The organism is Cellulomonas sp. P4_A2 (assembly GCF_056402515.1).
The window spans coordinates 37,290-59,188 of record NZ_JBFUHG010000002.1 but is presented as its reverse complement, the minus strand read 5'-3'; the positions used below and the strand labels follow the sequence as shown (position 1 = coordinate 59,188).

Here is a 21,899-nt window from a genome sequence, read left to right as displayed (position 1 = left end):
GGTGTCGCGTGTGCCGGCTGACCCCCCGCCGAACGCCCCGAAGGACGAGGACCCCATGAGTTATCTGGAGACGAGCGCGCAGAAGCCGTCGTCGATGCCGGTGCACAAGTACCGTCCCTTCCACGAGCAGATCCGCGTCGACCTGCCCGACCGTCAGTGGCCGGACCGCCGCATCACCAAGGCCCCGCGCTGGTGCGCCGTGGACCTGCGCGACGGCAACCAGGCCCTGATCGAGCCGATGAACCCCGCCCGCAAGCTCGAGATGTTCGAGCTGCTGGTGCAGATGGGCTTCAAGGAGATCGAGGTGGGCTTCCCGTCCGCCTCGCAGACGGACTTCGACTTCGTCCGCAAGCTGATCGAGGACGACCTGATCCCCGACGACGTGGTGATCCAGGTCCTGACGCAGGCGCGAGAGCACCTGATCGAGCGGACGTACGAGGCGATCGCGGGCGCCAAGCAGGCGATCGTGCACCTGTACAACTCGACGTCGACGCTGCAGCGCGAGGTCGTGTTCCGGTCCGACGAGGACGGCATCGTCGACATCGCCGTCTCGGGCGCCCGCTTCTGCAAGAAGTACGAGGAGCTGGTCCCCGACACCGACGTGTTCTACGAGTACTCGCCCGAGTCGTACACGGGGACCGAGCTGGAGTACGCGCTGCGGATCTGCAACGCCGTGCTCGAGGAGCTGGCGCCGACGCCCGACCGCAAGGTGATCATCAACCTGCCGGCGACCGTCGAGATGGCCACCCCGAACGTCTACGCCGACTCGATCGAGTGGATGAGCCGCAACCTGCGCTACCGCGAGAGCGTCGTCCTGTCGCTTCACCCGCACAACGACCGCGGCACGGCTGTCGCGGCCGCCGAGCTGGGCTACCTGGCCGGCGCCGACCGCATCGAGGGCTGCCTGTTCGGCAACGGCGAGCGCACCGGCAACGTCGACCTGGTCACGCTCGGAATGAACCTCTTCAGCCAGGGCGTGGACCCGGAGATCGACTTCTCCGACATCGACCACATCCGCCGCACGGTCGAGCGCTGCAACCAGCTGCCCGTCGCGGAGCGGCACCCGTACGGCGGCGACCTGGTGTTCACGGCCTTCTCCGGGTCGCACCAGGACGCCATCAAGAAGGGCCTGACGGCCATGGAGGTCTCGGCGGCGGCGCAGGGTGTCTCCGTCGACGACCTGGTCTGGGCCGTCCCGTACCTGCCGATCGACCCGAAGGACGTGGGCCGCTCGTACGAGGCGATCATCCGCGTCAACTCGCAGTCCGGTAAGGGCGGCATCTCCTACCTGATGAAGTCCGAGAAGGACCTGGACCTCCCGCGCCGGCTGCAGATCGAGTTCTCGCAGGTGGTGCAGAAGCACACCGACCAGCACGGCACCGAGGTCACGGCCGACGAGCTGTGGCACATCTTCAACGACGAGTACCTGCCGGTCGAGCCGGGCAGCCCGTTCGCACCGTGGGGCCGGTTCTCGCTGCGCGGCACGCGCGGCACGAGCGTCGAGGACGGTCCGGACACCCTCGAGGTCGATCTCGTCGACCGCGGCGTCCAGCGCACGCTGCAGGGGTCCGGCAACGGGCCCGTGGCGGCGTTCGTCTCCGCCCTCAAGGACCTGGGCGTCGACGTGGCGGTGCTCGACTACGCCGAGCACGCGCTCTCGTCGGGCGGGGACGCCGCGGCGGCCGCGTACGTGGAGTGCGCGATCGGCGACGAGATCCTCTGGGGCGTCGGCATCGACCCCTCCATCACGACCGCCTCGCTCAAGGCGATCATCTCGGCCGTCAACCGGCACGAGCGCTGACCCGACGCACCCCCTGACGCCCAGGGCGCCACACCACCGACGGCGGCTCGCCCTGGCGCGCCCGGTGCTGCCTCGGCGACCCCGAGACGGCACGGAGCGCCGACGTCGCGCTGCCGGTCCCCGCTCCACGCACCCCGCCACCATCACCGGCGGGCGCCTCGGCGGGCACCGGCGGCGCGGCACCTAGGGTGGCCGCATGGACAGGCTCCAGGTCGTCCCGGCCGCCTACGTGGTACTTCGTCGCGACGACGAGGTCCTCCTGCAGCTGCGGCGGGGGACCGGCTACATGGACGGCTACTGGGCCTGCGCGGCGGCCGGGCACGTCGAGCGCGGGGAGTCGGTGGTCGACGCCGCGATCCGTGAGGCGCGCGAGGAGCTGGGGATCGGCGTGGCTGCCGCCGACCTCGTCGGGCTGACGGGCATGCATCGCACGAACGGGACGGGCGCCCCGATCGACGAGCGCGTCGACTGGTTCTTCGAGTGCCGCCGGTTCACGGGCGAGCCTGCCCTCCAGGAGGCCGACAAGGCCGCGGACCTGCGCTGGTTCACGTTCGACGCCCTGCCCGACCCGGTCGTGCCGCACGAGCGCGCGGTGCTGGACGCGCTCGCGGCCGGCTCCGTCCAGGCGGTCATGACCTTCGGGTTCTGACGTTTAGGCGCGATCCGTGACCGACTGCCCCGCGCGCCGAGCCGTCGTGTCGGTGGCGAGGGAGAGAATGAGCACGTGAGCCTCTACCGCGACGAGGCGATCGTGCTGCGCACCCACAAGCTGGGGGAGGCCGACCGCATCGTCACCCTCCTGACCCGGTCGCACGGCAAGGTGCGTGCGGTCGGCAAGGGTGTGCGCCGGACGACCTCCCGGTTCGGCTCGCGGCTGGAGCCGTTCATGCACGTCGACGTGCAGCTGAGCACGGGCCGCAACCTCGACATCGTCACGCAGGCCGAGACGCTCGGCGCGTACGGCCGGCGGGTCTGCGAGGACTACACGCTCTACACGGCCGGCACGGTCATGCTCGAGACGGCCGACCGTCTGGTCGAGGCCGAGCGCGAGCCGTCGGTGCAGCAGTACTGGCTCCTCGTCGGCGCGGTCCGCGCGCTGGCTGGCCGCGACCACGCCCCGGGGCTGGTCCTCGACTCCTACCTGCTGCGCGCGCTGGCCGTCGCCGGCTGGGCGCCGAGCTTCACCGACTGCGCCCGCTGCGGCGAGCCCGGTCCGCACTCCGCCTTCGCGATCGCCTCGGGCGGCGCCGTCTGCCGCGCCTGCCGACCGCCGGGCGCCGCGGCACCCGCCCCGCAGACGTTCGAGCTGCTGGCCGCCCTGCTGGCCGGCGACTGGTCCGTCGCCGACGCGAGCGCCGAGCGGCACCGCGGCGAGGGCAACGGCCTGGTCGCGGCCTTCTGCCAGTTCCATCTCGAGCGCCAGCTGCGCTCGCTGCCGATGGTCGAGAGGGTCTGACCTCCCTCTCGACCATCGGCCACCGACTCAGGCGAGCGCTGTCGCGAAGCGGGAAGGCGCCGGATCCTTCGAGCCCGTCTCGATGAAGCGGCGCAGGTTCCCCAGGATGTAGGAGCTCCACGCGTCGTCGCAGACCTCGTAGCACTCGTGGTCCGGGACCAGGCCGACGTGCGTGAACACCACCTGGGTGCGGCCGTCGCTCTCGGAGATGTCGAACGTGACGGTGGTACCCGTCCACTCCTGCCGGTCCTCGATGAACGTGAGGTCGCTGTCGAGCACGAGCCAGGCGACACGGCTGCTCGGCACGAGCTCGGTGATGCGGAACTTCGAGTAGTGCACGTCCGTGACCCGGTAGCTGAACTCGTCGCCGAGCGCGTCCGTGCTGCCTTCGTACTGCGGCTCGGTGGGTGCGGGCGGTCCGGCCCACCAGCCGCGCGGGTTGGTGACGGCCGCGAACGCCTCCGCGGGGGACTGGTCGACGCTGAAGGACAGGGTGAGGCTCGTGCTCATGGTGTGTCGTTCCTCTCCGATAGGCAACTTAAGGTTGCGTATCACGGTAACCCCGGGGCACGACATAGTGCAACCATTCGGTTTCAGATCGTGGGGGGCGGCACAATGTCCGTCGTGCCTTCCGTCGAACCGCCGTACCCGCACCCCTCCGGCGCCCGCCCGCCGGCCATCCCCAAGGAGTTCGTGCCCAAGCACGTCGCCGTGGTCATGGACGGCAACGGCCGCTGGGCCAACGCGCGCGGCCTGCCGCGCGTCGAGGGTCACAAGGCGGGGGAGGCGTCGCTGCTCGACGTCGTCGCCGGGGCCATCGAGATCGGCGTGGAGTACGTCTCGGCGTACGCGTTCTCCACCGAGAACTGGTCACGCTCTCCCGACGAGGTCCGCTTCCTCATGGGATTCAACCGCGACGTCCTGCGCCGCCGTCGCGACCTCATGAACTCCTGGGGCGTGCGCGTGCGCTGGGCAGGCCGCCGCCCGAAGCTGTGGCGGTCGGTGATCAACGAGCTGGAGACGGCCGAGGAGCTCACCAGGAACAACTCCACCGTCACGCTGACGATGTGCGTGAACTACGGCGGCCGGGCCGAGATCGCCGACGCCGCGCAGGCGATCGCCCGGGAGGTCGCCGCCGGGCGCGTGAAGCCCGACAAGGTCAACGAGAAGCTCTTCGCCAAGTACCTCGACGAGCCCGACCTGCCGGACGTCGACCTCTTCCTGCGGTCCTCCGGCGAGCAGCGGACCTCGAACTTCATGATCTGGCAGGCCGCCTACGCCGAGCTCGTGTTCCTCGACGAGCCGTGGCCGGACGTGGACCGCCGGCACCTGTGGCGCGCGGTCGAGACGTACGCGAGCCGCGACCGGCGCTACGGCGGCGCGGTCGACAAGGCCGCCGAACCGGGCTGACCGACGAGGGTGTGGGCGCCCGTCGCTAGCGTCGGGCCATGACGTTGTCCCTCGAGATGATCACGTTCGACACCCTGGACGCGCCCGGGCTCGGCCGCTGGTGGGCGGAGCAGACCGGCGGAACGTTCCACGACGACCACGAGGGCTGGTTCGTCGTCGTCGTCCCGCCCGACGGAGGTCCTCGGCTGGGGTTCCAGAAGGTCGACGACCCGACGCCTGGCAAGAACCGCGTGCACCTCGACCTGCACCCGGACGACGCCGGGGCGGCGGTCGACCGACTCGTGCAGGCGGGCGCCACGGTCGTCGCCGAGCACGAGCAGGGTCCGCTCGCGTGGACCGTCCTGGCAGACCCGGACGGCAACCAGTTCTGCGTCTCCCGGGGCTAGAGGTCAGGTCTGGTCGGCCGGGATCGGCGTGCGCGCGCGCCGGGACAGGCGGAACCACACGAGCCCGCCGATCACGGCCGCCACGACGATCACGGCGGCGAGCAACGCCCACGGCGACGCCGAGAAGAGGTTGATCGCGCCCCAGACCGCGCCGAAGCCGACGGTCGCCCAGACGACGGCCCAGACCAGCGCGCCGGGGATCGAGGCGAGCGTGAACCGCAGGTAGGGCATCTTGATGATGCCGGCCGACGCGAAGATGGCGGTCTGCAGACCGACGGTCAGGTAGGCCAGGGACACGGCGGGAGCGCCCCAGCGGCGCACCAGTCCGAGGCCCTTCTGCGCCGCGTCCGTGCTGGTCCAGCCCTCGAGCCTGTCCATCGTGGCGTGCCACCAGCCGGGCGAGGCCTCGAGCTGGTGCGTGCCCTGGGCGCCGCGGACGACGCCGCGGCCGGCCCAGTAGGTGCCGTGCGAGCGGGCCATCACGATGACGAACAGCCCGAGGATCGCGATGCCGACGGGCACTCCGCCGAGGTGGTACGCGTCCCGGACGTTCACTCCGCGATGGTACGTGAGGGCGGCGGATCGACGACGGCGTCGTCGACCAGCAGGACGTCGTCGACCATGTCCGGATGGGGGTCCCTCGGTGGCACCGGACGCCTCACCAGCGGACGGACGGACGCCCCGACGCCGTAGACGAGGATCGCCAGGACGACGATCGTCGCGCCGGGCGGGATGTCCTGCCAGTACGTGAGCACCAGGCCGACGACGCTGACCAGGACGCCGATGATGCTCGCCGCGGTCATGGTGCGCCCGAAGGAGCGTGCGTACAGCTGCGCGATCGCGACGGGCACGATCATCAGCGCGCTGACCAGCAGGAGGCCGACCACGCGCATCGCGATCGTCACGGTCAGGGCGGCGATCGTCGCGACGAGCATCGACAGGAACCGCACGGGCAGCCCGCTGGCCCGGGCGAACTCCTCGTCGTGGCTGACCGCGAACAGGGCGGTGCGCAGGCCGAGCCCGACGCCGAGCACGAGGGCCGCCAGGGCGACCGTCCACCACAGGTCGGTGGTCGACACGGTCGAGATCGAGCCGAACAGGTAGCTGATCAGGTTGGCGTTGGTGCCGCCAGCCACCTTGATGAGCAGCACGCCGCCGGCGATCCCGCCGTAGAACATCAGGGCGAGCGCGAGGTCGCCACTGGTGCGGCCGCGTTCTCGGACGAGCTCGATGACGATCGACCCGATGATCGCCGCGATCACGGCACCCGGCACGGCGAGGGCGTCCTGCGGGACGAGACCGGCCCAGCTGCCGACGAGCCAGCCGACCGCGACACCGGTGAGGGCGACGTGCCCGATGCCGTCGCCCATCAGCGCCATGCGCCGCTGGACGAGGAACGTGCCGACGACGGGCGCGGCCGCGCCGACGAGCACCGCGGCGATGAGGGCGCGCTGCATGAGCGGCGAGCTGAGCAGCTCGACCACCTGGTCCCACGCGGTCACGGGAACACCTCCACGTTGAGCGGGGACGGCGGTTCCTCCGGGTCGGAGTGCGCGTGCGTGTGGTCGTGCCACTCGCCGGCGTGCTCGCCGCGGGCGCGGGGCGGGGGACCGTCGTGCGCGACCCGCCCGTGCCGCAGGACCACGGCCCGGTCGATCAGCGGGGCGAACGGCCCGAGCTCGTGCAGGATCACGACGACCGTGGTGCCCGCGTCGTGCAGGCGGCTCACCGTCTCGACGAACGTCGCCTGCGTCGGGATGTCGATGCCGGACGTGGGCTCGTCGAGCACCAGCAGGTCCGGCCGGCGCACGAGCGCGCGGGCGATCAGGACCCGCTGCTGCTGGCCGCCGGACATCTCCTGGACGGCCTGGTGCGAACGGTCACCCAGGCCGACGTCGGCCAGTGCGTCGAGCGCACGCTGCCGGTGCCCATGTGGGCGGCGGAGCGTGCGTCCGTGCAGGAGCCCGGACGTCACCACCTCGAGCGCGGTCGCGGGGACGCCCGAGGCTGCCGGCATGCGCTGGGGCACGTAGCCGATCCGGTGCCAGGGGGCCGACGGGCCCAACGGGGCACCGAACAGGCGCACCGAGCCGGTCGTCGTGGGCATCACCCCGAGCAGGCTGCGCACCAACGTCGACTTGCCGGACCCGTTGGCGCCGAGCAGCGCGAGCACCTCGCCGGGGGCGACGGCCAGGTCGATGCCGGCCAGGATCGGCTGGCCGCCGATGGTCACGCCGAGGCCCGTCGCCTCGATGACAGGGTGGGTCGCAGGACCGCTCATGAGCACTCCATGGCTGTACGCAGGGCGTCGAGGTTCCGCTCGGCGATCGAGAAGTAGTCGTCGGAGGGGTCCGCAAGACCCTCGATCGGGTCCAGGACCGCGGCCGTGATGCCCAGGTCGTCGGCAAGGGTCCGGGCGACCTTCGGGCTGACCAGGCTCTCGAAGAAGATCGTCGTGACGTCCTCGGCGCGCACGAACCGCTCGACCGCGGCGAGCCGCGCGGGCGACGGCTCGGCCTCGGGGTCGATGCCGGAGATCCCGACCTGCTCGAGGTCGTACCGGTCGGCGAGGTAGCCGAACGCCTCGTGCGAGGTGACGAACGTGCGGGTCGCGCACGACGCCAGGCCCGCGTCGTACGCCTTGTCGAGCTCCGTGAACCGGGCGTTCAACGAGGCCGCGTTCGCCGCGTAGAGCGAGGCGCCGGCGGGGTCGATCTCGGCGAGGGTGCCGGCGACGTCGTCGACGAGCGCGGGCATGCGCGTCGGGTCGAGCCAGAAGTGCGGGTCGAGGGTGCCGTGCTCGTGCTCGTCGGCCAACGGGTCGCCCGAACCGACCTCGTGCGTGTGCTCCTCCTCGGGCGTGAGCAGCGTGGTGTCCGCCGCCGCGTCGATCACGTGGCCCGGGCTCGTGAGCGCGACCGCGTCGTCGACGGCGGACTGGAAGCCGGAGAGGTAGACGACGAGGTCCGCACGGTCGAGCCGGGAGACCTGCGCGGGGGAGAGCTCGACGTCGTGCGGCTCGGCCCCGGGGGGCGTCAGGGAGCGCACCGTGACCCGGTCGCCACCGACCTGCTCGGCGACGAACTGCAGGGGGTAGAACGACGCCATGACGTCGACGGTCCCGTCGCGCACGCCCTCGGTGGCGTCGGCCGAGCAGCCGGCGAGCAGGGTCGGAACGACCACCAGCAGCGCCGCGACCCAGGGCGCGCGGGAGAGCATGGGGATCATTCTCACTTTAATCGAGAACCATTGTCAAAACGAGGCGTGCCCGTGGCCGGTAGCCTGGAGCGCTGCTCAATCCGCGACGCCGTCGCGGTCCGTCCGCCCGCGACACCCAGCCGCGGGCGCCACCACCTGGAGTGATCGAACGTGGCACCTTCCCGCCTGGACTCTGTCGTCTCCCTCGCCAAGCGGCGCGGCTTCGTCTTCCCCAGCGGTGAGATCTACGGCGGTACGCGGTCGGCCTGGGACTACGGACCCCTCGGGGTCGAGCTCAAGGAGAACATCAAGCGCCAGTGGTGGCGCGCGATGGTGACCAGCCGCGAGGACATCGTCGGCCTGGACTCCTCGGTCATCCTGCCCCGCCAGGTCTGGGTCGCCTCCGGCCACGTCGGTGTCTTCACCGACCCGCTGACCGAGTGCCTGAACTGCCACAAGCGGTTCCGCGAGGACCACCTGCTCGAGGAGTTCGAGGAGAAGAAGGGCCGCGCGCCCGAGAACGGCCTGGGCGACATCGCCTGCCCGAACTGCGGCACCCGCGGCCAGTGGACCGAGCCGCGCGACTTCAACATGATGCTCAAGACGTACCTCGGCCCTGTCGAGGACGAGTCCGGCCTGCACTACCTGCGGCCCGAGACCGCGCAGGGCATCTTCGTGAACTTCGCCAACGTGTCGACGACGGCCCGCAAGAAGCCGCCGTTCGGCATCGGCCAGATCGGCAAGTCGTTCCGCAACGAGATCACGCCCGGCAACTTCATCTTCCGCACGCGCGAGTTCGAGCAGATGGAGATGGAGTTCTTCGTCGAGCCCGGCACCGACGAGCAGTGGCACCAGTACTGGATCGACACGCGCACCGACTGGTACGTCGACCTGGGCATCTCCCGCGACAACCTGCGGCACTTCGAGCACCCGAAGGAGAAGCTGTCGCACTACTCGAAGCGCACGGTGGACATCGAGTACAAGTTCGGCTTCCAGGGCAGCGAGTGGGGCGAGCTCGAGGGCATCGCCAACCGCACCGACTTCGACCTCAAGACGCACACCGAGCACTCCGGCCAGGACCTGTCGTACTTCGACCAGGCGACGAACACCCGGTACGTGCCGTACGTCATCGAGCCCGCGGCCGGCCTGACCCGGTCGCTGATGGCGTTCCTGGTCGAGTCCTACACCGAGGACGAGGCGCCCAACACCAAGGGCGGCGTCGACGTCCGCACGGTGCTCAAGCTCGACCCGCGACTGGCGCCGGTCAAGGCCGCGGTCCTGCCGCTGTCGCGCAACGAGGCCCTGTCGCCGAAGGCCCGCGACCTGGCCGCCGAGCTGCGACGCAACTGGAACGTCGACTTCGACGACGCCGGCGCCATCGGTCGCCGCTACCGCCGCCAGGACGAGATCGGCACGCCGTTCTGCATCACGGTCGACTTCGACACGCTCGAGGACCAGGCCGTCACCATCCGGCACCGCGACGACATGACGCAGGAGCGGGTCTCGCTCGACCAGGTGACCGGCTACCTCGCGGCTCGCCTGATCGGCGCCTGACCGACCGACGAGCACGGGCCGGCAGCCAGCTGCGCTGCCGGCCCGTGGTCGTGTCTCGTCAATCGGCGAGCCTGCCGCCGACGGACAGCAGTGCGGGGGGCGCGCCAGGCGGCGAGCGCGCCGAGGGCGGGCACGGCGACCGTCCCAGAGGTTGAGTCGTGACATCCGTCATCCCGAACGGGTGACGCGCGACGGGGGAGCGCACCGTCCGTCGTCGCCAGGATCAAGTCATGACCTTCACCGACACGCTCCCCACCCCGGCCCCGGCCGGGTCGGGCCCGCTGGCGATCGACCTGCGCGGGCTGCACAAGTCCTTCGGCACCGTGCGTGCCGTCGACGGGATCGACCTGGCCGTGACGCCGGGCGAGATCGTCGCCTTCCTCGGCCCGAACGGCGCCGGGAAGACGACCACCATCGACATGCTTCTCGGCCTCGCGACACCGGACGCCGGCACCGTGAGCGTCCTTGGGCTCGAGCCCTCCCGGGCGATCGCCGAGGGCCGCGTCTCCGCCGTCATGCAGAGCGGCGGCCTGCTCAAGGACCTGACGGTCGGCGAGACGGTCGAGCTGACCGGATCGTTCTTCCGGTCGTCGCGGACCGCCGAGGAGGTGCTCACGCGGGCCGGGATCGCCGACATCGCCGACCGCCGCGTGGGCAAGTGCTCCGGCGGCCAGCAGCAGCGGCTGCGGTTCGCGCTGGCCCTGCTGCCCGACCCCGACGTCATCGTCCTGGACGAGCCGACCACCGGGATGGACGTCGAGGGGCGTCGCGACTTCTGGACCGCGCTGCGGACCGATGCGTCCCGCGGCCGGACGATCCTGTTCGCGACGCACTACCTGGAGGAGGCCGACGCCTACGCCGACAGGATCGTGCTGGTCAGCCACGGCAAGATCGTCGCCGACGGCTCGGCGGCCCAGGTCAAGAACCTCGCGTCGGGGCGGCTCGTGAGCGCGTCCCTGCCCGACATCACGCGCGCCGAGTCGACCGCGCTGGAGGCACTGCCGGGCGTCCAGGGCGTCGAGCTGCGCGGCGACCGCCTGCTGGTCCGCACATCCGACTCGGACGGGGTCGCGCGGCACCTGCTCACCACCACGAAGGCCACCGACATCGAGATCACGGCCCGCGGGCTCGAGGACGCGTTCCTCGCGCTCACCGGCGACCACACCGGTCCCGCGACGAACACTGGGAGCAACGCATGAGCGCCGTCACCGTCACCGCGACACGGACCACCGCCGACCGCGCGCCGCGCACCGGCCTGATCAACCGCCAGTTCCTGGCGATCGAGCTGCGCCGGCTGGTCCGCAACCGCCGGACCGTCATCTTCACGCTCGTGATGCCGCCGGTGTTCTTCCTGCTCTTCGGCACCGCCGACGACTACAAGACGCAGTCGGTCGGCCACGCCAACGTGACCGCCTACATCATGGTCTCGATGGCCCTCTACGGCGCCATGATCGCCACGACGAGCGGCGGCGCGAGCGTCTCCGTCGAGCGCGCGCAGGGCTGGACCCGACAGCTGCGGCTGACCCCGCTGCGACCGTCCACCTACGTGTTCACCAAGGTCGCCGTGGCGATGGTGATGGGACTCGTGGCCGTGATCGTCGTCGGGGCCGTCGGCCTCGCGTCCGGCGCGACCGGCAGCGGCACGGTGCTCGCCGAGTCGCTGGCGCTCGCCTGGATCGGCTCGATCGTGTTCGCCGCGTTCGGCCTGTTCATGGGCTACCTGCTGCCGTCGGAGAACGTCATGCAGATCCTCGGCCCGTCGCTCGCCCTCCTGGCCTTCGCCGGTGGCCTGTTCGTCCCGCTCGGCGAGGGCGTCTTCGCGACGCTCGCCAAGTTCACGCCGACCTACGGCCTCGCCGAGCTGGTCCGCGCGCCGCTGACCGGCGACGGGGTCAGCATCTGGGCCGTCGTCAACGTGGTCGCCTGGGCCGCGGTGTTCGGGTTCGGCGCGGCCTGGCGGTTCCGCCGCGACACGGCACGCGTGTGACGAGACGGCCCGACGGTCTGTTCGAGTCAGAACGCGCGACTACCGTGGACGCCGTGAGGCGCAGAGCGGAGGTCGACAGCGGTCCGTCGGCCGTGCGCGACGTCCCGGGCGCCCCGGAGTCGTGGCAGGTGAAGGACCACGGCCCGCGGCAGCCGCGCTGGGGCGGTCGGAGTGCCTTCGTGAGCGACGAGGACGGTCTCGAGCGGCCACGCGTGCGCAAGGTCATGCGCGTCGTCGGGCCGCTCATGGGCGTCGTCTGGGTGGTCTTCCTGCTCCAGCCGTGGTCCGTCGCCTGGGACAGCCCGCCCGGCGTCGAGCGCACGGTGTCGCTGATCGCGATCGCGGGGCTCGGCGCGAGCTTCGGCTGGGTCGTGCTCACCCGGGCAGGACCTCACCGCGGCCGCGTGCCCTCGGACGCCGTGACCGCGCTCGTGCTCAGCGGGCAGCTCGTGCTCGTCGCGCTCTCGTGCCTGGCGACCCAGGAGCAGGGGCTCGGCGGGATCGTGTTCGTCTGCGTGTCGGCCGTGTTCCTCATGCGGGACCCGAGGGCGCTGCTCGTCGCCGTCCTGGCGGTGGTGGTGGTCGTGGTCGTGCCGCGCGTCATCCCCGGCTGGGAGCCGATCGACGACCTGATCATCTCCGTCGTCCTCGCATCGTTCGCGGTCTACGGCTTCACGCAGCTCGTCCTGCGCAACCGGCAGCTCCAGCTCGCGCAGGACGAGGTCGCGGTCCTCGCGGTCGAGCGGGAGCGGGAGCGGATCGCCCGCGACATGCACGACATCCTGGGCCACTCCCTGACCGTCATCTCGGTGAAGGCGGAGCTCGCCGGCAAGCTGTTCGACGTCGACGCCGACCGGTCCCGGGCCGAGATCGCCGAGGTGCAGGCCCTGGCCCGAGCCGCGCTCGCGGACGTGCGGGGGATGGTCACCGCCACCCGCGCCGTGACGCTCGCGGGCGAGCTCGCCGGTGCGCGGCAGGCGTTCGACGCCGCCGGCATCGAGGCGGACGTCCCGGGCACCGTCGACGAGGTCCCGGACCACCTGCGCGAGCTGTTCGCGTGGGCGCTGCGGGAGGGGACGACGAACGTCCTGCGCCACGCGGCCGCCTCGCGCGTCCGCGTCACCATGTCCTGCGACACCCTGACCGTCGACGACGACGGCTACGGCCCGGCGCTCGTCGACTCTGTCCCGGGCAACGGGCTGAACGGGCTGACCGAACGTGCCCGCGCCGCGCGCGCCCGCGTCACCGTGACCGCCAGCCCCCTGGGCGGGTACCGCCTGCTCGTCACGACGAAGGACGCCCGATGATCCGCCTGCTGCTCGCGGACGACCAGGCCCTGGTCCGCGGAGCGCTCGCCGCCCTGCTCGACCTCGAGCCCGACCTCACGGTGGTCGCCCAGGTGGGCCGCGGCGACGAGGTGGTCGAGGCTGCGCGCACGCACCTCGCGGACGTCGCCCTGCTCGACGTCGAGATGCCGGGCATCGACGGGATCGCCGCCGCGGCCGCGCTCAAGACCCAGTACCCGGCGTGCCGGTCGCTCATCGTCACCACCTTCGGCCGCCCCGGGTACGTCCGGCACGCGCTCGACGCGGGTGCCAGCGGATTCGTCGTCAAGGACACCCCGGCCGACCAGCTCGCCGACGCCGTGCGGCGCGTCCACCAGGGACTTCGCGTCATCGACCCCGAGCTCGCGGTCGAGTCGCTGGCCGTCGGGCAGAGCCCGTTGACCGACCGGGAACGCGACGTCCTGGTCGTCGCGGCGACCGGCGGGACCGTCGCGGACATCGCCCGCGAGACGTTCCTGTCCGAGGGCACGGTCCGCAACTACCTGTCCGCCGCCATGGGCAAGACGGGCGCCCGGACCCGTGCGGAGGCCGTCCGGCTGGCCCAGGAGTACGGCTGGTTGCTCGGCTGAGCGACAATGGAGCCATGACCGTCTCTACTCCAGTGGCACCCACGCGCCCTGGCGCCGTGCTGCCGCCGTTGCAGATCGGCCCGCTCACCATCGACACGCCCGTCGTCCTGGCCCCCATGGCCGGAGTCACCAACGCCGCGTTCCGGCGCCTGTGCCGCGAGTCCGGGGCGGGTCTGTACGTCGCCGAGATGGTGACGTCGCGCGCGCTGGTCGAACGCGGCGAGGAGTCGATGCGGATCATCTCGCACGAGCCCGACGAGCGTCCGCGGTCCGTGCAGGTCTACGGCGTCGACCCCGCGACGGTGGCCGCCGCCGTCCGGCTCATCGCCTCCGAGGACCGCGCCGACCACGTCGACCTCAACTTCGGCTGCCCGGTGCCCAAGGTCACCCGCCGCGGCGGGGGAGCGGTTCTGCCCTGGAAGCGGGATCTGTTCCGCGCGATCATCACGGCCGCGGTCGACGCGGCCTCGCCCTACGGCGTGCCGGTCACCGTGAAGATGCGCAAGGGGATCGACGACGACCACCTGACCTACCTCGAGGCCGGGCTCGTCGCGCAGGAGGTCGGTGTCGCGGCGGTCGCGCTGCACGCCCGCACCGCCGCCGACTACTACTCGGGCACCGCCGACTGGGACGCGATCGCGCAGCTCAAGGCCACGGTCACGGACATCCCGGTGCTCGGCAACGGCGACATCTGGTCGGCCGAGGACGCGCTCGAGATGGTCGCCCAGACCGGCTGCGACGGCGTCGTCGTCGGCCGCGGCTGCCAGGGCCGGCCGTGGCTGTTCGCGGACCTCGCGGCGGCGTTCGCCGGGTCCGACGAGCGCGTGAAGCCCGGTCTCGGCTACGTCGCGACGGTCGTGCGACGGCATGCCGAGCTGATGGTCGAGCACTTCGAGGACGAGGGCAAGGCGCTGCGCGAGATGCGCAAGCACATGGCCTGGTACTTCAAGGGGTACGTCGTGGGCGGCGAGACCCGGGCCGCGCTCGGGCTGGTGTCGACGATGGCCGAGCTCGACGACCGCCTGGCCGGCCTGGACCTCGAGCAGGGCTATCCGGGCGCGGGCGCCGAAGGCCAGCGCGGGCGCGCCGGCTCGCCCAAGCGACCGCTGCTCCCGTACGGCTGGCTCGACTCGCGCGAGCTCTCCCCGGAGTTCGCCAAGGCGCTCCACGAGGCAGAGCTGAGCGTCTCGGGCGGCTGACCGTCAGGCGCGGTGGACCGCCACCTCGGCCGCCAGGCGCGCGACCTCGTCGCGGGTGGCGTGCGGGGCCCCGAGCGCGCGCGTGCCGACGGCCAGCGCGCCGGCCGCTGCGGCGTGGGCGAGGGCTGTCGTCGTCGGCAGGCCGTCGAGGACCGCGACCAGGAGGCCCGCGAGGAACGCGTCGCCTGCGCCGTTGGTGTCGACGACCCGCGCGGGCGCCGTCCCGACCGTGATCCAGCCGTCCGCGTCGAGCGCGATCGCGCCGGCCGCGCCGTGCGTGCAGACCGCGAGCCGGCAGCCTCGTGCCACGGCGTCCGCCAGGTACGCACGCGGGTCCGCCAGGCGGGCCGCGCTCACCAGCAACACGTCCGCCGCGGCCACGAACTCGCGCTGGAACGAGGCGGTCCCGTCGTCGTCGTGCACGTCGCACCAGACGGGGACGCCGGCCGCACGGGCGGCGCCGAGCAGCGGCCGGCTGTGGTCGGCGAGGTCGAGGACGGCGACGTCGAACCCGTCGAACGAGGGCATCGGGCCGGGGACCGGCGTCGGCAGCTCGAGGTAGATCGAGACGCGGCCGCCGTCGTCGGCCATGAGGTTGACGTGCCGCTCGGTCCGTCGATCGGCCGCCTCGAGCACGTCGAGGCGCACGGGGGACAGCGCGGAGCGCACGTCCACCCCGAACGCATCGTCGCCCAGGACGGTCCGCAGCGTGACGTCCACCCCGAGCGCCGCCAGCGTCACGGCCTTGCCCGCCGACGTCCCGCCCAGCCCGTCGTCGTGCGACTGCGCGAAGACCGTCTGGGAGACCGCGCCCGGCAGTGCCGGCAGCCGGACGAGCGTGTTCCAGGACGCCGGACCGTTGACCAGCACCCGGCCCGTCATCGCGGCAGGCGTGCCCAGACCGTGGCGTCCGAGGGGACCTCGTCACCGTCGAGCTCGGTCGAGGCCAGCAGGACCTCGGCACCGGGCGGCAGCGGGACGGGCGACGACCCGAGGTTCGCGACGACGAGCACGGTCCGGTTGGTGAACGCGATGACGTCGTCGCCGAGCCCGGGCACCCACGCGAGACCGCCGGAGCCGAGCGCCGACGACCGCCGCAGGGCGAGCGCCGACCGGTAGGTCTCGTAGGTCGAGCCGGGCACACCGCGCTGCGCGTCGAGCGCGTAGGACGCCCAGTCGGCGGGCTGCGGCAGCCAGGTCACCCCGGTCGGCGAGAACCCGAACCCGGGCTGGTCCGACGCCCACGGCAGGGGAACCCGGCAGCCGTCGCGACCCCGCTCCGCGCCCCCGGTCCGGAAGAACGCGGGGTCCTGGCGCAGGTCGTCGTCGAGCGCGGTGTGGTCGGGGAGGCCGAGCTCCTCGCCCTGGTAGACGTAGGCCGAGCCGGGCAGACCGAGCATGAGCAGCGAGGCGGCACGTGCCCGGCGCAGGCCGAGTGCCTCGTCGGGCTGCTCGTCGCCGTGGCCGATGCCGTTGGGGCGCGAGCCCGGCTCCGCCAGGCCGAGCCGCGACGCGTGCCGCACCACGTCGTGGTTGGACAGGACCCACGTGGTCGGGGCGCCGACGGCGTCGGCGGTCGCGTAGGACGCCTCGATCACCGTGCGTAGGGCGGGCGCGTCCCAGTGCGTCGCGAGGAACGCGAAGTTGAAGGCCTGCTGCATCTCGTCGGGCCGGATGTAGCGGGTCAGCCGCGACAGCGGGTCCACCCAGGCCTCCGCGACGAGCGCGCGGTCGCCGTCGTAGGTGGCGAGCACCCGGTTCCAGGCCCGGTAGATGTCGTGCACGCCGTCCTGGTCGAACATCGGACCGCGATTTCCAGCGCCGGAGCTGCCGTCGGTGGGCTCTGCCTCGTCGGAGTCCGTGCCCTCGATCATCGACACGTGCCCGTCCCAGTCGGGCAGCCCGGGCTCCTTGACCATGCCGTGCGCGACGTCGACGCGGAAGCCGTCCACGCCGCGGTCGAGCCAGAAGCGCAGGACGTCCTCGAACTCGGCGTGGACCTGCGGGTTCTCCCAGTCGAGGTCGGGCTGGCGGGAGTCGAACAGGTGCAGGTACCACTGGCCGTCGGGCACGCGCGTCCACGCGGCGCCGCCGAAGATCGACTCCCAGTTGTTCGGGGGAAGCTCGCCGGAGACACCGCGGCCGTCGCGGAACAGGTACCGCGCGCGCTCGGGGGAGCCGGGCTCGGAGGCGAGGGCGGCCTGGAACCAGACGTGCTCGTCGGACGTGTGGTTGGGCACGAGGTCGACCAGGACGCGCAGACCCAGGCCGTGCGCGCGGGCGAGCAGCTCGTCGAAGTCGGCCAGGGACCCGAACAGCGGGTCGACCTGGCGGTAGTCGGCGACGTCGTAGCCGGCGTCGGCCTGCGGGGACCGGTAGAACGGCGAGAGCCAGATGGCGTCGACGCCGAGCTCGGCCAGGTGGTCGAGGCGGGAGGTCACGCCGGGCAGGTCGCCGATGCCGTCGCCCGAGGCGTCGGCGAACGAGCGCGGGTAGACCTGGTAGATCACCGCGTCGCGCCACCACTCGCCCTCGGGGGACCCGGGGCGGTGGACGATCAGCTGCGGGAGGTCGGTCGTGGTCATGCGGGCAGAGCCTCGTTTCGAAGGGTGGTCAGAGGCGCCGTTGCCGGGGGACGAGGACGCGTGGTGCGCGTCGCGCCGGTCAGAGTACGGCGGGAAGGTGTGCGGTCACAGTCGCCGAGGTCAGGGACGGTGCAGCCCCGGTCGACCCGCGGACGATCAGCTCTGGGTGGAACGTCAGCTCGGTGCGCGAGGCGGGCGTGCCGTTGATCTCGGAGACGAGGGCGGACACGGCCGCGTGCCCCATCGCCTGCACCGGCTGGCGCACCGTGGTCAGCGGCGGGTCGGTGAACGCGATGAGCGGGGAGTCGTCGAAGCCCACGACCGACAGGTCGCCGGGGACGCTGAGCCCGCGCGAGCGCGCCGCCCGGATGGCGCCGAGCGCCATGAGGTCGGACCCGCAGATGATCGCGGTGTGCCCGGACTCGATGAGCTCGGTGGCGCCGGCCTGGCCGCCCTCCACCGTGAACAACGACGTGGCCACGTGCGGGCCGGCGTCCACGATGCCGAGGTGACGCTCCAGGTTGACCGCGAACTCCCTGCGCTTGCGCGCCGACGGGACGAAGCGCTCCGGGCCGATCGCCAGGCCGATCGAGCGGTGCCCGAGCGAGACGAGATGGCGGAACGCGAGGTCGAGCGCGGCGGTGTCGTCGGTGGAGACGGACGGTGCGTCGACACCCTCCGCGTATCCGTTGACCAGGACGAACGGCATCCCTCGGCTGCGCAGCCGGTGGTAGCGGTCCTTGCTGGCCGCGGTGTCCGCGTGCAGCCCGGAGACGAAGACGATGCCGTCCACGCCGTGCTCGAGGAGCATCTCGACGTACTGGTCCTCGGTCGTGCCGCCCGCCGACTGCGTGCACAGCAGCGGCGTGTACCCGCGCTCGGTGAGCATCGACTCGATCACCTGCGCGAACGCCGGGAAGACGGGGTTCGACAGCTCGGGCACGACGAGCCCGACGAGCCCGGCGGATCGGGTCCGCAGCTTCTCCGGCCGCTCGTATCCGAGCATGTCGAGGGCCGCCAGCACGGCTTGGCGCGCCTGGGACGACACCCCGTGCTTGCCGTTGAGGACCCGTGACACCGTTGCCGTGCTGACGCCGGCCTGCTCGGCCAGGTCCGTCAGACGGGTACGCACGGGTGGCAGCGTAGGGGACACCGGACCTCCTTGTCCGTAGGTGATCAGAAAGCCTCGCGAAGGGTCGGAGACGAGCAACGAGAGCATCCGCGCCACCCGCTGAAACCGTTGCCTGAAAGTTACCGTAACGACTTGCAAGGCCGGTTGCAACGCCGTTAGCGTCGGCTCCATCAGGCCAGCGTCGGTGGGATTCCGCCGCGCGCGGCACACCCACAGACCTTTTGGAGAGACGATGCGACGGAGCATCCCAGTCGTCGCGGCGATGATCGGCCTGGCGCTGACCATCACCGCTTGCTCAGGATCGGACGACAGCGGGGACGACAGCACGTCGGGGTCCAGCTCGACTGCAGACGCGGCCGGCACCCTGACCATCTGGGTCGACGAGACCCGCATCGACGTGATGAAGCCCGTCACGGAGGAGTTCACCGCCGAGACCGGCGTCAAGGTGAACCTCGTGCAGAAGCTGTCGAAGGACATCCGGACCGACTTCGTGTCCCAGGTCCCCACCGGCAAGGGCCCCGACGTCGTCATCGGCGCGCACGACTGGACCGGTGAGTTCGTCACCAACGGCGTCGTCGCACCCGTCGAGCTGGGCGACCTCGCGTCGGGCTTCAACCCCGTGAGCATCCAGGCGTTCGCGTACGACGGTCAGCAGTACGGCACCCCGTACGCGATCGAGAACATCGCCCTGGTCCGCAACAACAAGATCCTCGCCGACACCCCGGCCGCGACGTTCGACGACCTGGTCGCCCAGGCCAAGGGCGCGGGCACCGAGTTCTCGGTCCTGGTCCAGCAGGGCGCGGCAGGCGACCCGTACCACCTGTACCCGCTGCAGACCTCCTTCGGCGCCCCGGTGTTCGGCAGCAACCCCGACGGCTCGTACAACACGACGCTCTCGCTCGGCGGCCCCAACGGTGACGCGTTCGCCACCTACCTGCAGAAGCTGAGCCAGGAGAAGGTCCTCGACCCGTCGATCGACGCCGACATCGCCAAGCAGGCGTTCCTCGACGGCAAGGCGCCGTACATCATCACCGGGCCGTGGAACACCACGGCGTTCAAGGAGGCCGGCATGGACGTGACCGTCCTGCCCGTGCCGAGCGCCGGTGGCCAGACCGCGCAGCCGTTCGTCGGGGTGCAGGGTGCCTTCATCTCGTCGAAGACCCCGAACGCCGTGCTCGCCAACCAGTTCGTCGTCAACTTCCTGACCACGGAGAAGGTCCAGACCGAGCTGTACACGCTCGGCGGACGTCTCCCGGCGCTCACGGCGTCGGCCGACAAGGTCGACGACGCGGTCCTCGCCGGGTTCACCGAGGCCGCCACCACCGGTGCGCCGATGCCGTCCATCCCCGAGATGGGTTCGGTCTGGACGTCCTGGTCGGAGACGGAGGCCCAGATCATCAACGGTCAGGCCACCGACCCGCCCGCGGCGTGGAACACCATGACGACCAACATCCAGGACGCGATCGACGCCGGCTGACGGACGTCCACCCGGATCGGCTCGCCGGGACCCCTCACGAAGGGGTCCCGGCGAGTGTCCGCCGAGCCGATCGTGGCACCGCGTGCCAGGCTCTGAGCACGACCTGTAGGACCCACCAGCCCGCCTCGCGCAACGTCGCGCACGTCTCCTTGACGACAAAGAGGACCTGATGACGGATCAGCAGTCCGCGGAGCGCCCCGTCCAGGGGATGACCCCGCCGCCCTCGGGTCCCGCCGACGGCGCCCCGCCCAAGCACCCGGGCAACTCCCACGCCCGCAACATGTCCGCCGGCTTCGTCGTGAAGCTCATCCTCGTCGCTCTGGTCGACGCCCTCGGCGTCTACGGGATCCTCGCGGCGGTCGCCGTCCAGTCGTGGGCGATCGTGATCTTCCTGGTCCTGGCGCTCATCGCCGTCAACTGGGTGTACTTCTCCCGCCGGATGCTGCCCGCCAAGTACCTGCTGCCCGGGCTGCTCTTCCTGCTCGTCTACCAGCTGTTCGCGATGGCCTACACGGGCTACATCGCGTTCACCAACTACGGCGACGGGCACAACTCCACCAAGGCGGACGCCGTCGAGGCGATCCTCGTCCAGAACGAGCGCCGGGTGGAGGGCTCCGCCGCCTACAAGCTCGCGGTCGTCGAGCAGGGTGACGAGCTGGGGTTCGCGATCGTCGACGGCGACACGGTCAAGGTCGGGACGGCGGAGCAGCCGCTCGAGGAGGCACCCGACGCCACGGTCGAGGCGGGCGTCGTCACCGCGATCCCCGACTACACGGTCCTCAAGTTCGGCGAGATCGCCCAGCGCCAGGCCGAGGTCACCGCGCTGCGCGTCCCGTTCTCCGACGACCCCAACGACGGTTCCCTGCGCACGCAGGACGGCTCGACCGGATACGTCTACACCTCGGTCCTGGAGTACGACGCGGCCGCCGACACCATGACGAACGTGGAGACGGGCGTCGTCTACACGCCCGACGACCACGGGAACTTCCGCGCGGAGGACGGCACGGCGCTGACGCCCGGCTGGCGCGTCGGGGTCGGCTTCGAGAACTTCACCAAGATGTTCTCCGACGAACGCCTCTCGGGCCCGTTCTTCCAGATCCTCATCTGGACCTTCGTGTTCGCGTTCCTCTCGGTGCTGACCACGTTCGCGCTGGGCCTGTTCCTCGCGATCGTGTTCAACGACCCGCGCGTCCGCGGCCGCAAGATCTACCGGTCGCTGCTGATCCTCCCGTACGCGTTCCCTGCGTTCCTGTCCGCCCTGGTGTGGAGGGGGATGCTCAACACGCGGTTCGGGTTCATCAACGACGTCCTGCTGGGCGGCGCCGAGATCCCGTGGCTGACCGACCAGTGGCTGGCCAGGCTCTCGATCATCGGGGTGAACCTCTGGCTCGGCTTCCCGTACATGTTCCTCGTGTGCACGGGAGCCCTGCAGTCGATCCCGGGCGACGTCACCGAGTCGGCGCGGATGGACGGGGCCGGCCGCACCCGGATCTTCCGCTCGATCACGCTGCCGCTGCTGATGATCTCGGTGGCGCCGTTGCTGATCGCGTCCTTCGCGTTCAACTTCAACAACTTCACGCTGATCTACATGCTGACCGGCGGCGGCCCGAACTTCTCCGGCACCCCGTACGTCATCGGCCACACGGACCTGCTGATCTCGATGGTGTACTCCGTCGCCTTCGAGAGCGGGCTCAAGCAGTACGGCCTGGCGAGCGCGCTCTCGATCCTGATCTTCCTGATCGTCGGCACCATCTCGTACATAGGTTTCCGACGCACCCGACAGCTGGAGGAGCTCTGAC

General features: G+C 71.4%; 21 protein-coding genes. 13 read left to right on the top strand and 8 right to left on the bottom strand.

All coding sequences use genetic code 11. The annotated features are described in order from the left end of the window. The first annotated feature begins 55 nt into the window (after positions 1 to 55). From leuA to recO, 3 genes are all read left to right on the top strand, one after another. Complete coding sequence (leuA, locus tag AC1DUE_RS03095; RefSeq protein ID WP_477037923.1) at positions 56 to 1,801, top strand: 2-isopropylmalate synthase; 1,746 nt, start codon at positions 56 to 58, stop codon at positions 1,799 to 1,801. A 196-nt stretch (positions 1,802 to 1,997) separates the two neighbouring features. Next, positions 1,998 to 2,450: an NUDIX hydrolase gene (locus tag AC1DUE_RS03090; protein WP_477037922.1), complete on the top strand. Its 453-nt coding sequence runs from the start codon at positions 1,998 to 2,000 to the stop codon at positions 2,448 to 2,450. A 75-nt stretch (positions 2,451 to 2,525) separates the two neighbouring features. Further along, entirely contained in the window at positions 2,526 to 3,257 is a 732-nt protein-coding gene (gene recO / locus AC1DUE_RS03085; protein WP_477037921.1) for a DNA repair protein RecO, read from the top strand. A gap of 27 nt (positions 3,258 to 3,284) precedes the next feature. Here recO and AC1DUE_RS03080 read toward each other — a convergent pair whose 3' ends face one another. Continuing rightward, positions 3,285 to 3,767, bottom strand: coding sequence for an SRPBCC family protein (locus AC1DUE_RS03080; RefSeq protein ID WP_477037920.1), 483 nt, complete (start codon positions 3,765 to 3,767; stop codon positions 3,285 to 3,287). A gap of 105 nt (positions 3,768 to 3,872) precedes the next feature. Between AC1DUE_RS03080 and AC1DUE_RS03075 the strand changes: the two genes are divergently transcribed. Further along, a complete protein-coding gene (locus tag AC1DUE_RS03075) occupies positions 3,873 to 4,667 on the top strand; it encodes an isoprenyl transferase (RefSeq protein WP_477037919.1) in 795 nt (264 codons plus the stop codon). Positions 4,668 to 4,705: 38 nt separating this feature from the next. Continuing rightward, a complete protein-coding gene (locus AC1DUE_RS03070; RefSeq protein ID WP_477037918.1) occupies positions 4,706 to 5,053 on the top strand; it encodes a VOC family protein in 348 nt (115 codons plus the stop codon). Positions 5,054 to 5,056: 3 nt separating this feature from the next. Here AC1DUE_RS03070 and AC1DUE_RS03065 read toward each other — a convergent pair whose 3' ends face one another. From AC1DUE_RS03065 to AC1DUE_RS03050, 4 genes are read right to left on the bottom strand one after another with little or no spacing between them, the layout of a single operon-like run. Next, the gene (locus AC1DUE_RS03065; RefSeq protein WP_477037917.1) at positions 5,057 to 5,608 is read right to left on the bottom strand and encodes a DedA family protein; all 552 of its coding nucleotides are present in this window, start codon (positions 5,606 to 5,608) and stop codon (positions 5,057 to 5,059) included. Continuing rightward, on the bottom strand, positions 5,605 to 6,555 hold the full coding sequence (locus AC1DUE_RS03060) for a metal ABC transporter permease (RefSeq protein WP_477037916.1): 951 nt from the start codon (positions 6,553 to 6,555) through the stop codon (positions 5,605 to 5,607). Before AC1DUE_RS03060 ends, AC1DUE_RS03065 begins: the two co-directional genes overlap by 4 nt. Beyond that, on the bottom strand, positions 6,552 to 7,334 hold the full coding sequence (locus tag AC1DUE_RS03055; RefSeq protein ID WP_477037915.1) for a metal ABC transporter ATP-binding protein: 783 nt from the start codon (positions 7,332 to 7,334) through the stop codon (positions 6,552 to 6,554). Before AC1DUE_RS03055 ends, AC1DUE_RS03060 begins: the two co-directional genes overlap by 4 nt. Next, a complete protein-coding gene (locus AC1DUE_RS03050; protein WP_477037914.1) occupies positions 7,331 to 8,272 on the bottom strand; it encodes a metal ABC transporter substrate-binding protein in 942 nt (313 codons plus the stop codon). The genes AC1DUE_RS03055 and AC1DUE_RS03050 overlap by 4 nt, the downstream gene beginning before the upstream one ends. 150 nt (positions 8,273 to 8,422) lie before the next feature. On the opposite strand from AC1DUE_RS03050, the gene AC1DUE_RS03045 reads away from it, so the two are divergent. The 6 genes from AC1DUE_RS03045 (at position 8,423) to dusB (ending at position 14,906) form a co-directional block, all read left to right on the top strand. Then, positions 8,423 to 9,805: a glycine--tRNA ligase gene (locus AC1DUE_RS03045; protein WP_477037913.1), complete on the top strand. Its 1,383-nt coding sequence runs from the start codon at positions 8,423 to 8,425 to the stop codon at positions 9,803 to 9,805. A gap of 230 nt (positions 9,806 to 10,035) precedes the next feature. Beyond that, on the top strand, positions 10,036 to 11,004 hold the full coding sequence (locus tag AC1DUE_RS03040; protein WP_477037912.1) for an ABC transporter ATP-binding protein: 969 nt from the start codon (positions 10,036 to 10,038) through the stop codon (positions 11,002 to 11,004). After that, a complete protein-coding gene (locus AC1DUE_RS03035) occupies positions 11,001 to 11,792 on the top strand; it encodes an ABC transporter permease (protein WP_477037911.1) in 792 nt (263 codons plus the stop codon). Before AC1DUE_RS03040 ends, AC1DUE_RS03035 begins: the two co-directional genes overlap by 4 nt. A 53-nt stretch (positions 11,793 to 11,845) precedes the next feature. Further along, positions 11,846 to 13,099 carry a sensor histidine kinase gene (locus tag AC1DUE_RS03030; RefSeq protein ID WP_477037910.1) on the top strand — a complete coding sequence of 418 codons (1,254 nt, stop codon included), beginning with the start codon at positions 11,846 to 11,848 and terminating at the stop codon, positions 13,097 to 13,099. After that, positions 13,096 to 13,707: a response regulator transcription factor gene (locus AC1DUE_RS03025; protein ID WP_477037909.1), complete on the top strand. Its 612-nt coding sequence runs from the start codon at positions 13,096 to 13,098 to the stop codon at positions 13,705 to 13,707. Before AC1DUE_RS03030 ends, AC1DUE_RS03025 begins: the two co-directional genes overlap by 4 nt. A 14-nt stretch (positions 13,708 to 13,721) precedes the next feature. After that, on the top strand, positions 13,722 to 14,906 hold the full coding sequence (dusB, locus tag AC1DUE_RS03020) for a tRNA dihydrouridine synthase DusB (protein WP_477037908.1): 1,185 nt from the start codon (positions 13,722 to 13,724) through the stop codon (positions 14,904 to 14,906). A gap of 3 nt (positions 14,907 to 14,909) precedes the next feature. Here the strand turns inward: dusB and AC1DUE_RS03015 are convergent, their stop codons facing one another. The 3 genes from AC1DUE_RS03015 to AC1DUE_RS03005 form a co-directional block, all read right to left on the bottom strand. Further along, the gene (locus tag AC1DUE_RS03015) at positions 14,910 to 15,788 is read right to left on the bottom strand and encodes a carbohydrate kinase family protein (protein ID WP_477037907.1); all 879 of its coding nucleotides are present in this window, start codon (positions 15,786 to 15,788) and stop codon (positions 14,910 to 14,912) included. Then, positions 15,785 to 17,491, bottom strand: a complete 1,707-nt coding sequence (locus tag AC1DUE_RS03010) for a glycoside hydrolase family 13 protein (protein ID WP_477037906.1) — start codon at positions 17,489 to 17,491, stop codon at positions 15,785 to 15,787. Before AC1DUE_RS03010 ends, AC1DUE_RS03015 begins: the two co-directional genes overlap by 4 nt. A gap of 79 nt (positions 17,492 to 17,570) precedes the next feature. Continuing rightward, entirely contained in the window at positions 17,571 to 18,623 is a 1,053-nt protein-coding gene (locus AC1DUE_RS03005; protein ID WP_477037905.1) for a LacI family DNA-binding transcriptional regulator, read from the bottom strand. 232 nt (positions 18,624 to 18,855) lie between these two features. Here AC1DUE_RS03005 and AC1DUE_RS03000 point away from each other — a divergent pair, with 232 nt between their 5' ends. Together AC1DUE_RS03000 and AC1DUE_RS02995 are read left to right on the top strand one after the other, a co-directional pair. Continuing rightward, entirely contained in the window at positions 18,856 to 20,100 is a 1,245-nt protein-coding gene (locus tag AC1DUE_RS03000) for a sugar ABC transporter substrate-binding protein (protein WP_477037904.1), read from the top strand. A 169-nt stretch (positions 20,101 to 20,269) separates the two neighbouring features. Continuing rightward, positions 20,270 to 21,898 carry an ABC transporter permease subunit gene (locus AC1DUE_RS02995; RefSeq protein ID WP_477037903.1) on the top strand — a complete coding sequence of 543 codons (1,629 nt, stop codon included), beginning with the start codon at positions 20,270 to 20,272 and terminating at the stop codon, positions 21,896 to 21,898. Position 21,899: the final 1 nt, after the last annotated feature.

Excerpts from the sequence above, each read along its gene's own strand:
- leuA (WP_477037923.1), top strand. The coding sequence starts at position 56 with ATGAGTTATCTGGAGACGAGCGCGCAGAAGCCGTCGTCGATGCCGGTG.
- AC1DUE_RS03090 (WP_477037922.1), top strand. The coding sequence starts at position 1,998 with ATGGACAGGCTCCAGGTCGTCCCGGCCGCCTACGTGGTACTTCGTCGC.
- AC1DUE_RS03080 (WP_477037920.1), bottom strand. The coding sequence starts at position 3,767 with ATGAGCACGAGCCTCACCCTGTCCTTCAGCGTCGACCAGTCCCCCGCG.
- AC1DUE_RS03075 (WP_477037919.1), top strand. The coding sequence starts at position 3,873 with ATGTCCGTCGTGCCTTCCGTCGAACCGCCGTACCCGCACCCCTCCGGC.
- AC1DUE_RS03070 (WP_477037918.1), top strand. The coding sequence starts at position 4,706 with ATGACGTTGTCCCTCGAGATGATCACGTTCGACACCCTGGACGCGCCC.
- AC1DUE_RS03055 (WP_477037915.1), bottom strand. The coding sequence starts at position 7,334 with ATGAGCGGTCCTGCGACCCACCCTGTCATCGAGGCGACGGGCCTCGGC.
- AC1DUE_RS03050 (WP_477037914.1), bottom strand. The coding sequence starts at position 8,272 with ATGCTCTCCCGCGCGCCCTGGGTCGCGGCGCTGCTGGTGGTCGTTCCG.
- AC1DUE_RS03040 (WP_477037912.1), top strand. The coding sequence starts at position 10,036 with ATGACCTTCACCGACACGCTCCCCACCCCGGCCCCGGCCGGGTCGGGC.
- AC1DUE_RS03035 (WP_477037911.1), top strand. The coding sequence starts at position 11,001 with ATGAGCGCCGTCACCGTCACCGCGACACGGACCACCGCCGACCGCGCG.
- AC1DUE_RS03025 (WP_477037909.1), top strand. The coding sequence starts at position 13,096 with ATGATCCGCCTGCTGCTCGCGGACGACCAGGCCCTGGTCCGCGGAGCG.
- dusB (WP_477037908.1), top strand. The coding sequence starts at position 13,722 with ATGACCGTCTCTACTCCAGTGGCACCCACGCGCCCTGGCGCCGTGCTG.
- AC1DUE_RS03015 (WP_477037907.1), bottom strand. The coding sequence starts at position 15,788 with ATGACGGGCCGGGTGCTGGTCAACGGTCCGGCGTCCTGGAACACGCTC.
- AC1DUE_RS03010 (WP_477037906.1), bottom strand. The coding sequence starts at position 17,491 with ATGACCACGACCGACCTCCCGCAGCTGATCGTCCACCGCCCCGGGTCC.
- AC1DUE_RS03000 (WP_477037904.1), top strand. The coding sequence starts at position 18,856 with ATGCGACGGAGCATCCCAGTCGTCGCGGCGATGATCGGCCTGGCGCTG.
- AC1DUE_RS02995 (WP_477037903.1), top strand. The coding sequence starts at position 20,270 with ATGACGGATCAGCAGTCCGCGGAGCGCCCCGTCCAGGGGATGACCCCG.